At 72.9% G+C, this 12,535-nt stretch carries 9 protein-coding genes and 1 pseudogene; 7 read left to right on the forward strand and 3 right to left on the reverse strand.

Annotated features, from left to right (window positions below; genetic code table 11):
• Positions 1-437 precede the first annotated feature (437 nt).
• From IEY61_RS11830 to IEY61_RS11840, 3 genes are all read right to left on the reverse strand, one after another.
• Positions 438-1,133, reverse strand: a complete 696-nt coding sequence (locus tag IEY61_RS11830) for a TVP38/TMEM64 family protein (protein ID WP_229705849.1) — start codon at positions 1,131-1,133, stop codon at positions 438-440.
• Between the two features lie 74 nt (positions 1,134-1,207).
• Positions 1,208-1,930, reverse strand: a complete 723-nt coding sequence (locus IEY61_RS11835; protein ID WP_189043489.1) for a type 1 glutamine amidotransferase — start codon at positions 1,928-1,930, stop codon at positions 1,208-1,210.
• Complete coding sequence (locus IEY61_RS11840) at positions 1,920-3,167, reverse strand: MurT ligase domain-containing protein (RefSeq protein WP_189043706.1); 1,248 nt, start codon at positions 3,165-3,167, stop codon at positions 1,920-1,922. Before IEY61_RS11840 ends, IEY61_RS11835 begins: the two co-directional genes overlap by 11 nt.
• 355 nt (positions 3,168-3,522) lie before the next feature.
• On the opposite strand from IEY61_RS11840, the gene mraZ reads away from it, so the two are divergent.
• From mraZ to mraY, 7 genes and pseudogenes are all read left to right on the forward strand, one after another.
• Complete coding sequence (gene mraZ / locus IEY61_RS11845; protein ID WP_119575626.1) at positions 3,523-3,954, forward strand: division/cell wall cluster transcriptional repressor MraZ; 432 nt, start codon at positions 3,523-3,525, stop codon at positions 3,952-3,954.
• A gap of 213 nt (positions 3,955-4,167) precedes the next feature.
• On the forward strand, positions 4,168-5,274 hold the full coding sequence (gene rsmH, locus IEY61_RS11850) for a 16S rRNA (cytosine(1402)-N(4))-methyltransferase RsmH (RefSeq protein ID WP_189043491.1): 1,107 nt from the start codon (positions 4,168-4,170) through the stop codon (positions 5,272-5,274).
• Positions 5,271-5,876 carry a cell division protein FtsL gene (ftsL, locus tag IEY61_RS11855; RefSeq protein ID WP_189043493.1) on the forward strand — a complete coding sequence of 202 codons (606 nt, stop codon included), beginning with the start codon at positions 5,271-5,273 and terminating at the stop codon, positions 5,874-5,876. Before rsmH ends, ftsL begins: the two co-directional genes overlap by 4 nt.
• 3 nt (positions 5,877-5,879) lie before the next feature.
• A complete protein-coding gene (locus IEY61_RS11860; RefSeq protein WP_189043495.1) occupies positions 5,880-8,129 on the forward strand; it encodes a peptidoglycan D,D-transpeptidase FtsI family protein in 2,250 nt (749 codons plus the stop codon).
• 101 nt (positions 8,130-8,230) lie between these two features.
• Positions 8,231-9,772, forward strand: a pseudogene (locus tag IEY61_RS11865) (UDP-N-acetylmuramoyl-L-alanyl-D-glutamate--2,6-diaminopimelate ligase); the annotation flags it as partial.
• A 92-nt stretch (positions 9,773-9,864) separates the two neighbouring features.
• Entirely contained in the window at positions 9,865-11,289 is a 1,425-nt protein-coding gene (locus IEY61_RS11870) for a UDP-N-acetylmuramoyl-tripeptide--D-alanyl-D-alanine ligase (protein ID WP_189043498.1), read from the forward strand.
• A complete protein-coding gene (mraY, locus tag IEY61_RS11875) occupies positions 11,286-12,419 on the forward strand; it encodes a phospho-N-acetylmuramoyl-pentapeptide-transferase (RefSeq protein WP_189043500.1) in 1,134 nt (377 codons plus the stop codon). The genes IEY61_RS11870 and mraY overlap by 4 nt, the downstream gene beginning before the upstream one ends.
• The last annotated feature ends 116 nt before the right edge of the window (positions 12,420-12,535 follow it).

Consider the following 12,535-nt stretch of genomic DNA (forward strand, 5'->3'; position numbering starts at 1 on the left):
ACCCGACGTGTCGCAGGCCCCGACTCCGGCGGCGGAACTCGATCCCGTCGATCGTCGCCGAACCGGCGGTGGGGGCAGACCGAGGATCATTCGCAGGGTGGTGGACTTCCCGGCGCCGTTGGCCGGAGAGAACCGGTGACCCTGCCGGGTCGCACGGTGCAGGTCAGGTCACGGACGGCGGTGCGCTTGCCGTACCGCTTGGTGAGGTTGTCGATGACTATCACCGATGGCGACCGCGAAGGCCCACGTGGCCCGGCTCTTCACCAAGCTCAACGCCCGGGACCGCGCGCACCTGGTCATCGCCTCCTACGAAACCGGCCTGGTCGGCCCACCCCATTGACCGATCGTGGGCAACAACTTCGGGGAAAGTGCTGCCTCGACCCTGCCGGGAGGCCGCACTTTGCCCGACGTTGCGCGGATCTCGACGTGGGTGGGGGTCAGGTGGGGGCGGGGCGACGGCGGCGTTCGGCGTGCCACCAGCGGGCGATCAGGATTGCGCTGGCGATGAAGCCCAGCGCGGCGGGGGTGGCGGCGAACCAGTTGATTCCGCCGGGGGAGGTGACGGCGGCACCGATGGCCGCGTAGCCGAAGGCGGTCGGCACGGAGGCGAGCACGCTGCCGGTGAGGAACGGCAGCAGGCGGGCGCCGGTGGTGCCGTAGCCGTAGCTGACCAGGCCGAAGCCGGAGATGGGCAGCAGCCGTACGGTGATCACGCCGAGCACGCTCTGCCGGGTGAACCAGCGGTCCAGCCGGGCCAGTCGGCCCCGGACACGTTCGGCGACGAAGTCCCGCCCCAGCAGCCGGCCCACGGCGAAGCCGATCGCCGCCGCCAGCAGGGCGGCGCCCAGCGCGTATCCGGCGCCCGCCAGCGGACCGAAGACCGCCCCGGCGGCGAGCGTGATGAACGTGCGGGGCACCAGCGCCACCAGCAGCAGCGCTCCGCCGAGGACGGCCGCGAACGGGGCGAGCCGACCCAACCCGTCGGCCAACTGAGGCAGCGCCGACGGGTCGGGGCGCGGCCCCACCAGCAGCAGCAGCCCGAACCCGGCCAGCAGGAGCAGCAGCAGCCCGAACCGGACCGCCGCCGGCCTCGCGACGAGGCGGAGGTCGCGCCGTCCGGGCTGCCGGCCCATCTGACCGGCGCCGCCGGGCGGGGTTGTGCCGGGGTCTCGTGACCACCGGCCCAGCAGCCGCCGGGCGGCGGGGATCATGGCCGGGCGGCGGCGGCCACTGCGGCTCGGCGCTCGGTGCGTAGCCGGTCGAACCAGGTGTCGTTCAGCGGCGGGAGCTGGTGCACGCCGGTGGCCCAGCGCAGCAGCAGGTCGGCCAGCGCCGGGTTGCGGGCGAGCGCCGGCCCGTGCGAGTACGTGCCGAGCAGCTTGCCCCGCCATGCCCCCTCGGTGGTGCCGTCGTTGCCGACCCCGGCGGTGACCCGGGCCAGCGGGGCCGCGCCGGGACCGAGGAGGGTACGGCCGCCGTGGTTCTCGAAGCCGCTCAGCGGCGGCAGTCCCAGCCGGGCGTCGATGTCGCCGGCCAGCTCGCCGACCGCCCGGCTGGGGCCCCGGTCCGAGCTGATGTCGAGCAGTTCCAGCCCGCGGTACTGGGTGCCCTTGGCGAAGAACGAGGTGCCGAGCAGTTGGTAGCCGGCGCAGACGCCGAAGACCACCGAGCCCTGGGCCACTGCCCGGTGCAGCCCGCCGTCGGCGAGCAGGCGTTGCGCGCCGAGCGCCTGTGGTCCGTCCTCGCCGCCGCCGATGAGGTAGATGTCGGCGGTGTTGGGAAGCTGCTGGTCGGAGCGGACCTCCAACACCTCGACCCGGAAACCGCGCTGGCGCGCCCGCCGGGCCAGGATCAGCACGTTGCCCCGGTCGCCGTAGGTGGAGAGCAGATCCGGGTAGATCCAGACGATGCGCAGGGTCTCAGTTGACACGGTCCAACTCCGCTCGGATGTCCTGGAACGCGGTGTAGTTCGCGATGACCTCCAGGCGGCCCGGCGGCACCGCCCGGACGGCCTCGTCGAACGTGCGGACGTGCTGGAACGGCACGTCGTTGACGTCCAACCGGACCGCCAGGTCGTACGCCCGGTCGCCGGTGATGAGCACCTGGCGCCCGCGTAGCGGAGCGAAGTCGACGTCGAACAGCCAGGAGGTGTCCAGCCCGTCGGGGTCACGCGCGTTGATGGAGAGCAGGGTGGGCGCCTCGTCGGCCATGTCGAACGCCTCCAGCCAGCTGGCCGGGTTCTTGGCCAGCAGCAGCCGGACGGTGCGTCCGTCCCGTACCACCTGGGCGTACCGGCCGGCGACCGAGGTGACGTCGGAGAGGCGGGGGACCGCGTCGAACGGGCGTACGCCGAACTCGGCGGCGACCGCCAGGGCGGTGGCCGCGTTGCCGACGTTGACCTTGCCCGGGAGTTGGAGCTTGACCTTGTACCAGGCGCCGGTCGGATCGAGGACGCCCTCGTCGTCCACGGTCCACTGCGGATCGGGCCGGCGCAGCGGGCAGCCGGTGCACCACCACTGCTCGCCGGAACGCTGGATGGTCGCGCCGCACTCGGGGCAGACCCACGAGTCGTCGTGCCACCGTTGGCCGGCGGAGAACCAGGTGACGTGCGGCGGGGCGATCCGTTGGTCGTGTGCGGCCGGCGGGGTGGCCGCCCAGACCACCATCGGGTCGTCGGCGTTGGCGACGATGCGGATGTCCGGGTGGCGGGCCAGCGCCGAGCGCCAGAGCTGCGCCATCATGGCGACCTCCTTGGCCCGGTCCAGCTGGTCGCGGGAGAGGTTGAGCAGCGCCACCACGTGCGGCTCGGTCGCCTCGATCACCTGCGCGAGGTAGTGCTCGTCGACCTCCAGCACGGCGTACGGGGTGCTGCCGGCCTTGGCCAGGGCGGAGGTGTGCCCGGTGGGCATGTTGGCGCCGAACGAGTTGGTGGCGACCCTGCCGAGGGCACTGACCGCCGCGGCGGCCAGCCGGGTGGTGGTCGTCTTGCCGTTGGTGCCGGAGATCAGGGCGATGGCCCGTCCGGCGGACAGGTGGGCGAGCAGGTCTGGATCGATCTTCAAGCCGATCCAGCCGCCGATCACCGAGCCGTCGCCACGGCCCGCGGCCCGCGACAGCGCCGCGGCGGTCCGTGACACGGAACTGGCCACCTTCGCCCGCAGGGGCATCTTCGCGTCTGTCACGCGAGCGAGGTTACCGGACCACCGGAGGTCCCAGATCGCCACCGACGACGATCCACTCGGGTCGGTGGCGCGCCGCATCCGGATCGGCGGCGCCGGCCGACCGGAGTCGATCTATGTCGGATAGCGGACGCGGTCCGGCGCCGGTGCGGGCCCTCCACTCCGCTCCACCCGCTTTGACGTGCGGTTTTGTCGGCGGAGGAGGCGCGAAACGCGGTCGATTCTGGTTGCGGGTGGAGGGAAGTGGAGTAGAGTGGGGCGCATTGGTGAGGCCGGGAGGGCCCACCGGCCCGGGGGGTCAGCGGCGCGCGAACGCCGCTAGAAGGGCGAGGGGGTTGGGCCGATGTTCCTCGGCACTCACACTCCGCGCCTGGACGACAAGGGCCGGTTGATCCTGCCGGCCAAGTTCCGGGATGAGCTGGCGGGGGGTGTCGTGATCACCAAAGGGCAGGAGCGCTGTCTCTACGTCTTTCCGACGCCCGAGTTCCAGCGCATCGCGGAGCAGTTGCGCGCGCAGCCGATGACGCACAAGGCCGCCCGGGCCTACAGCCGGGTGTTCTTCGCCAGCGCGCACGACGAAGTCCCCGACAAGCAGGGCCGGGTGACCATCCCGGCGCACCTGCGCTCGTACGCGGGGCTCGACCGGGACCTGGTGGTCATCGGCGCGAGCACCCGGGTGGAGGTCTGGGACAAGGTCGCCTGGGAGACCTACCTCGCCGAGAGCGAAGACGACTTCGCCGACATCGAGGAAGGGGTGCTGCCAGGCGGTCTGTAGGGCGTGGCGACGCCCGACGACGTACTGCGAGATCTCCAGCCGCTTTCGAGTTCCTGGCATCCCTTCCCCGGTGCCAGGCGCACGATCCGACACGGAGGGCCGTGGCCTGACGGGCGGGCGGGGAGCGGATGGGGATCTGGCGGTACGACGGCACGGCGTCGCCCGACGAGCAGGACGCGGGAAAACGAGAAGGGTCAACGGGTGGGGGGCGACATGGGGGAGCTACGCGGCACGCACGTGCCGGTGCTGCTTGAGCGGTGTCTTGAGCTGCTGACCCCCGCACTGGGCCGGGGCGGGCGCACCGTCCACGTCGACGCCACGCTGGGGCTGGCCGGCCACGCCGAGGCGGTGTTGCAGGCCCATCCGGAGACGATTCTGGTGGGCCTGGATCGGGACACCGAGGCGCTCGCCCACGCGCGGGTGCGGCTGGCGCGGTTCGCCGATCGGGTCCACCTGGAGCACGCCGTCTACGACGAGCTGCCCGAGGTGCTCGACCGGCTGGGCTACCCGACCGTGGACGGCGTGTTGTTCGACCTGGGTGTCTCCTCGTTGCAGCTCGACGCGCCCGACCGCGGGTTCGCGTACGCGCAGGACGCGCCGCTGGACATGCGGATGGACCAGACCCGGGGGGTGACCGCCGAGGAGGTGGTCAACACCTATGCCCACCCGGACCTGGCCCGGGTGCTGCGGGTGTACGGCGAGGAGAAGTTCGCCGGGCGGGTCGCCTCGGCGATCATCCGGGAGCGGGAGCGGGCCCCGATCACCTCCTCGGCGCGGTTGGCGGAGCTGGTCCGGGAGGCCATTCCGGCTCCAGCCCGACGAACCGGCGGACACCCGGCAAAGAGAACGTTTCAGGCTTTGCGGATCGAGGTAAACAGGGAACTGGCAGCGCTGGAGACCGCGCTGCCGGCCGCTCTGGACCGGCTCTCGGTCGGTGGTCGCCTGGTGGTGCTCTCCTACCACTCGCTGGAGGACCGGCTCACCAAGCAGGCGCTCGCCGGCCGGGTCCGCAGCACGGGTCCGATCGACCTTCCGGTCGAACTGCCCGGGTCAGAGCCGACGTTCCGGCTGCTCAGCCGGGGCGCGGAGCTGCCCGGGGAGGAGGAGGTCGCCGCGAATCCGCGGGCCGCTTCGGTGCGGCTGCGGGCCGCGGAACGGATCGACCCGCAGGCCCGGCGACAGGGGCGTACCGACCGCGAACGGTACCGCCGCCGGGTCAAGGCGATGCACCAACCGGGGACGGGATCGGCCACCGGATCCGGATCGGATCCGCAGCGGGGGCCGGGGGAGACGACGGACGAAGAGGGGGAGGGAACATGAGCGGAATCAAGCGCCGGGACGTGGCCGGCGCCGGGCAGCGCGTACCGCGGTCGGGGGGCCGGATCGCGGCGGAGCGGGCCGGCAGGACCGGGCAGGACGCCCACGTCGAGCGGGTGAGCCGGCTGGCGGAGACTCGCGCCCGGGGGGCGCGCGAGTTTCCCACCCAGGGCAGCGCCGCGCTGCGGCCGGTCGAGCGGGTCGGTGCCGCCGACCCGCAGCGGGCCGAGTCGCCGCGGCTGCGGGTCGCCCCGCCGCCGCCGGTGCGGGTGCCCCGGGCGCCCTTCGCGGCGCTCGTGGTGCTGCTGGTCGTCGGCGGGGTACTGGGCATCCTGGCGGTCAACACGAAGATCAACGAGAACGCCTTCCGGCTGTTGGAGTTGCAGGAGCAGCAGGCCAAGCTCGACCAGGAGCAGCAGCAGCTGAAGAAGCAGATCGCCGATGCCGAGGCGCCGGGCAACCTGGCCGCCCAGGCCCGCAAGTTGGGGCTGGTCGAGTCCAGCGAGCCGGCCTACATCCGGCTGCCGGACGGCAAGCTGATCTTCGTGCCGCAGCCGGCCGGCGGGCAGCCGTCGCTGGCGAGCCAGTCGGGCGCGGAGGGATAGACCGTGCCACCGAGGTCGGAGGAACCGCGCCGGGACGCCACAGGCTCCCGGCGCGGTTCGTCCCGTGGCGCGTCCGGCCCGCCCCGTCCTGCCGGAGAGCGCAGCGACGAGCCGGTCCTGGGCGGCATCTCCGACGCCCGCGCGTACACCCCTCGGGGCCGCACTCTGCGGGAGGACGGTGGCCCGGCCGCCGCCGGCCGGGCCGAACAGCGGCGCACTCCCCGCGGCGGCCGGTCGCAGGATCCGTTCCGGCCGGCGTTGCAGGTACTCGACGGCGGCCGGTCCGGCGCCGCCCGGGCCGGCAACCGGCAGGTCGGTACGACCCGCCGGGACGGCGGAGCCGGGCGCACCACGGTCGTCCGCACCGTCACCGGTCGCCCGCCCCGCGACGAGCCGGCGAACACCGCTCGGCGCGGCAGCGGTGCCCGCGAACCACGGCCGACCCGCCAGCCACGATCCGGCGGTGCCCGCGAGTCACGGCGCGGCGACCGCCCGCCCGCCCGCCGGCCGTCCCGCCGACGTCCCACGCCGCCGAGGCTCGCCGACCCCGGCCGCCGGCTGCGGCTGGGCACCGCGCTGGCCATGGCCCTGTTCGTCGCGATCGGCGTCCGGCTCGTCGTGCTCCAGGCGGTCGACACTCCGGCGTACGCCGACGGCGGCGTGGCCGACCGGCTGCGGACCGTGCAGCTGCCCGCGCCGCGCGGGGCGATCTACGACCGGGACGGCGCCGCGCTGGCGCACAGCGTCGAGGCACGCTACGTCTCCGCCGACCCGACCGAGGTGGAGGACGTCGAGGCGACCGCGCGGACCCTCTCCCCGCTGCTGGGCGTCCCGGCCTCGGAACTCGCCGAGAAGATGCGTCCCCGCAAGCGCAACGGCGTGGACTCGCGGTTCGAGTACCTGGCCCGGGGGGTGGACATCGACCGGGCCCGCGAGATCAACACGCTGAAGCTGTCCGGCATCTACACGCTGCGCGATGAGCGGCGCGAGGTGCCCGGCGGCGACCTGGCGGCCAACCTGATCGGCTTCACCAGCCTCGACATGGTCGGGCTGGAAGGGCTGGAGGCGCGCTACGACGACCTGCTGCACGGCGAGGACGGCGAGCGGGTGTTCGAGATGGGCCTGGGCGCACCCATCCCCGGCGGCTACAGCCGCACCACCCCGGCCAAGCCGGGCAGCTCCATCGTGCTCACCACCGACCGTGACCTGCAGTTCATGACCCAGCGGATCCTCGCCAAGCAGGCCAGGGCGGCGCAGGCCAGCACCGCCGCGGCGATAGTGCTCGAGGTGGGCACCGGCGAGGTGCTGGCCCAGGCCAGCCACCCCACGTACAACGCGGCGAAGCCGCAGCCCAGCGACCCGACCGACCGGGAGGACGCGGCCACCAGCTTCGTGGTCGACCCGGGTTCGGTGCACAAGGCGATCACCTTCGGGGCCGCCCTCCAGGAGGGAGCCATCACCCCGGACACCTCCTTCCCGGTGGCCAACTTCGTCATGAAGGGCGACACCCCGTTCTCGGACACCCGTCCCGCGAACGGCCGGCGGATGAGCGTGGCCGGGATGATGGCGTACTCCTCCAACGTCGGCACGATCGAGATCGCCGAGAAGCTCGGCCAGGAACGCCTGATCGACTACCAGCGGCGGTTCGGGCTGGGTGAGCCGACCGGGGTCGGTATGCCCGGCGAGGCGAGCGGGCGGCTGCTGCCGCCGGAGGAGTGGAGCGGCTCGTCGTACGGGTCGGTGCCGATCGGGCACAGCGTGGACGCCACCCCGTTGCAGATGGCCGCCGTGTACGCCGCCATCGCCAACGACGGCACGTACGTCCAGCCGCACCTGGTCAAGGAGACCATCGACCCGAAGGGCAACCGGACCCCGGCCGAGCCGCCGGTGACCCGTCCGGTGCTCAGCCCGGAGAACGCCAAGGCGCTGCGGACCATGCTGGAGGCGGTCACCACCGTGGAGCACGGCACCGGGCTGGCCGCCGCGGTCCCCGGCTACCGGGTCGCCGGCAAGACCGGCACCGGCTGGCGGCTGGTGGACGGCAAGAAGCAGCCCGGCCAGGTCGCCTCGTTCATCGGGATGGCGCCGGCGGAGAACCCGCGCTATGTGATCGCGGTCTTCCTGCACAGCCCCGAGGGCAGCGGCGGCGATGTGGCCGCGCCGGCGTTCCGGGAAATGATGACCTTCACCCTGCGCCATTTCAAGGTGCCGCCGTCGAGTGGGCCGGCACCGAAGTTCACGGTCTTCCCGTAACGACGCGGCGCGACCGAAAGTTCCCGTTCGGTAATCGGGCCGGGTCACCGGCGTGGCTGGTACCTGCGGTTCGACTCCGGAGGCGGAGTTTCAGGCGCGCCGTGCGGCCGGGACCCGGCGACCGGGTAGGGTCTGACGCCGTGCGCGGCAATCCTCGTCCCCGTACCGTGACCGGAATCCGGCTCGGTGACCTGGCCGCCCGGCTCGCCGTGGCGCCCCCTACCAGTGGCGACCCGGTGGTGACCGGGGTGACTCACGCCAGCGGCGAGGTCCGCCCCGGCGACCTGTACGCCGCGCTGCCCGGTGCCCGCCGGCACGGCGCGGAGTTCGTCGCCGGTGCGGCGGCGGCCGGGGCGGTCGCCGTCCTGACCGATCCGACCGGTGCCGAGCGGGCAGGCGCGAGCGGCTTGCCGGTGCTGGTGGTGCCCGATCCGCGCGCGGTGCTCGGCCCGCTCGCCTCGGCGGTCTACGGCGACCCGACCGCCCAGTTGATCGTGATCGGGCTGACCGGCACCGCCGGCAAGACCTCCACCGCGTACCTCGTCGAGTCGGGGCTGCGGGCCGCCGGGCACACCACCGGCCTGATCGGCACCGTGGAGACCCGCCTCGGTGACCTGGTGGTGGACAGCGTCCGGACCACGCCCGAGGCCACCGACCTGCACGCGATGCTGGCCGCTGCCCGCGAACGCGGGGTCACCGCGGTGGTCATGGAGGTCTCCAGCCACGCCCTGGCGATGGGCCGGGTCGGCGGCGTGCGGTTCACCGTGGGCGGCTGGAGCAACTTCGGCTCCGACCACCTCGACTTCCACGCCGACGCCGCGGACTACTTCGCCGCCAAGGCCCGACTGTTCGACGGCCGCTGCGCGGTCGAGGTGCTCAACCAGGACGACCCGGCGTTGCAGTCGCTGTTCAAGCCGGACACGGTCAGCTTCTCGGCGGCCGGCGACCCGGCCGCCACCTGGCGGGCCGAGGGCATCGGCGGCGAGGGGTACGCCCAGCGGTTCACCGCGCACGGCCCGGACGGCCTGACGCTGGCCGCCCAGGTGGCGCTGCCCGGCCGGCACAACGTGTCGAACGCCCTGCTCGCCATCGCCGTCCTGGTCGCCGCCGGGATCGACCCGGCGGTCGCGGCCCGGGGCGTGAGCGCCTGCGGTGGGGTGCCCGGCCGGCTGGAGTCGGTGGGCGTGGCCGGCGGGGTGCGCGGGGTGGTCGACTACGCGCACAAGACCGACGCTGTCGTGGCCGCGCTGGCCGCGCTGCGGGAACTCAGCGTCGGCCGGCTGATCTGTGTGATCGGCGCGGGTGGCGACCGGGACCGGGGCAAGCGGCCGATGATGGGTGCCGCGGCCGCGAAGGGAGCCGACGTGGTGGTGGTGACCGACGACAACCCGCGCACCGAGGAACCCTCGGCGATCCGCGCCGAGGTGCTCGCCGGGGCGTACGGGGCCGACGCGCCGGCCCGGATCCTGGAGGTGGCCGGGCGTCGGGCGGCGATCGACGAGGCGGTCCGGCTGGCCGCTCCCGGCGACGTGGTGGCGGTGCTCGGCAAGGGACACGAACGTGGCCAGGAGATCGGCGGCGAGGTGCACCCGTTCGACGACGTGACCGAACTCGCGGACGCCCTGCGGGCCCGCTTCGGGGACCTCAGCCAGAGCGACGACGCCGAGGGCAGCCAGCGCGGCGAGCCCGACCTCGATCAGCGCGGCGAGGCCGACGGCGGTCTGGCGGGTCGGCGGTGATCGCGCTGAGCCTGGCCGAGGTCGCGTCGGCCGTCGACGGCCGGCTGGTGGCCGCCGATCCCGCTGTGCGGGTCACCGGCAGCGTCGAGTTCGACTCCCGCAAGGTCACCTCCGGCGGGCTCTTCGTCGCCTTCGCCGGGGAGAAGGCGGACGGGCACGACTTCGCCGCCGGGGCGGTCGAGGCGGGCGCGGTGGCGGTGCTGGGCACCCGCGAGGTGCCCGGCGTGCCGATGGTCCTGGTCGCCGACGCGCTGGCCGCGATGGCCCGGCTGGCCCGTGCCGTGGTGGACCGGCTGCCCGAGCTGACCGTGATCGGGCTGACCGGCTCCTCCGGCAAGACCACCACCAAGGACCTGATCGCCCAGCTCGCCGCGCGGCTCGGGGAGACGGTGGCGCCGCCCGGGTCGTTCAACAACGAGCTGGGTCACCCGTACACCGCGTTGCAGGCCGGTACGTCGACGCGCTACCTGGTGCTGGAGAAGGGCGCCCGGGGCATCGGTCACGTGCGGTACCTGTGCGAGGTGGCACCGCCGCGGATCTCCGTGGTGCTCAACGTCGGGGTGTCGCACATCGGCGAGTTCGGTTCCCAGGAGAACATCGCGCTGGCAAAGGGCGAGCTGGTGGAGGCGCTGCCGGCCGACGGTCTGGCCGTGCTGAACGCCGACGACCCCCGGGTGGACGCCATGGCCGCGCGTACGGCTGCCCGGGTGATCCGCTACGGCGAGGCAGCCCACGCCGACGTGCGGGCCGAGAACGTGACGCTGGACGAGCGCGGGCGGCCCGCGTACACCCTGGTGACGCCGGAGGGCAGCGCGCCGGTGCGGCTCGGGCTGACCGGCCGGCACCAGGTCTGGAACACGCTCGCCGCCGCGGCGGTGGCCCGGGAGCTGGGCATGCCGCTGACCGAGCTGGCCATCGCGCTGGGCGGGCTCGGGCTGGTCTCCACCCGTCGGATGGACGTCTTCGAACGCGCCGACGGGGTGACCGTGATCGACGACTCGTACAACGCCAACCCGGCGTCGATGGCGGTGGCGCTGCGGGCGCTGGCCGGTGTCGGTGACGGACGGCGTACTGTCGCGGTGCTCGGCTACATGGCCGAGTTGGGCGAGTTCGAGGCGCAGGGGCACGCCGAGGTGGGCCGGCTCGCGGCCGAGCTGGGCGTCGACCGGCTGCTTGTGGTCGGCGAAGCGGCGGCGTCGATCCACCACGGGGCGACATCGGTAGGTGAATGGGGAGGAGGATCGGTGCTGCTCACCGATCAGGCGGCGGCCGTCGAGGTGCTGCGCAGCGAGCTACGGCCGGGCGATGTCGTCCTGGTGAAGGGCTCCCGGTACCGGACCTGGGAGGTGGCCGACGCGCTGCGCGCCGACGCCACCGCCGACGGCCCGGCTGACCCGGCGGCCGGGGGTGGCGTGGCGTGAGAGCGGTCATCGTGGCCATCGGGGTGGCCTTCCTCGTCTCGCTGTTCTGCACCCCGATCGCGATCAAGGTCTTCACGCGGCTGAAGGCCGGTCAGCCGATCCGGGCCGAGGGCCCGCAGATGCACCAGGGCAAGAAGGGCACCCCGACCATGGGCGGGGTGGTGTTCATCCTCGCCACCGTCATCGCGTACGTCGCCGGGCACCTGGCGCTGACCACGCTGCCGGACAAGCAGATCGCCCAGGTCGAGCCGACCATCACCGCGCTGGTGCTGCTCGGGCTGATGGTCTTCTCCGGCGCCGTCGGGTTCATCGACGACTTCCTCAAGGTGCGCAAGCGGCACAGCGGCGGCCTCAGCGCGCGCGGCAAGCTGCTCGGGCAGATCCTGGTCGGCGCGGCGTTCGGCGCGGTCGCGCTCTACTTTCCGTCCACCATGACCGACGCCTCCGGCGCGGTGACCAACACCGAGACGGTCGGCAGCACGACGTTGAGCTTCATCCGGGACATCCCGGCGCTGGACGTCACCAAGATCGGCGCAGTGATCATTTTCATCTTCGTGGTGATGGCGGCGACGAACGGTGTCAACCTCACCGACGGACTCGACGGCCTGGCCACCGGGGCTTCGGTGATGGTGCTCGGCGCGTACGCGGTGATCGCCTTCTGGCAGTACCGGCACTGGTGCGCCGACCCGGCGTACACCGCGAACCCGAACAACTACTGCTACACCGTCCGGGACCCGTTGGAGATCGCGCTGATCGCCGGGGCGGCGGCCGGGGCCTGTGTGGGTTTCCTGTGGTGGAACACCTCACCGGCCCGGATCTTCATGGGCGACACCGGGGCGCTCGGTCTCGGTGGGCTGATCGCCGGCATGGCGATGTCCACCCGCACCATCCTGCTGCTGCCGATCATCGGTGGACTGTTCGTGATCATCACGATGTCGGTGGTCATCCAGATCATCTCCTTCAAGACCACCGGCAAGCGGGTGTTCCGCATGTCCCCCCTCCAGCACCACTTCGAACTGGCCGGCTGGAGCGAGGTCAACATCGTGGTCCGCTTCTGGATCATCGCCGGCATCGGCGTAGCCATCGCCCTGGGCCTCTTCTACAGCGATTTCCTGGCCAACATGGGCTGACCCACCCCTCTCGGGGTCTCCCTCGTTGATCATGAGGTTAGCGGCGATGTTGATCGCGAAACCTGCCGCTAACCTCATGATCAACGGGGTGGGTGAGGGGTTTCTGACACACCGAG

It is taken from the genome of Micromonospora sonchi (genome assembly GCF_014646235.1).
GTDB classification, from domain to species: domain Bacteria; phylum Actinomycetota; class Actinomycetes; order Mycobacteriales; family Micromonosporaceae; genus Micromonospora; species Micromonospora sonchi.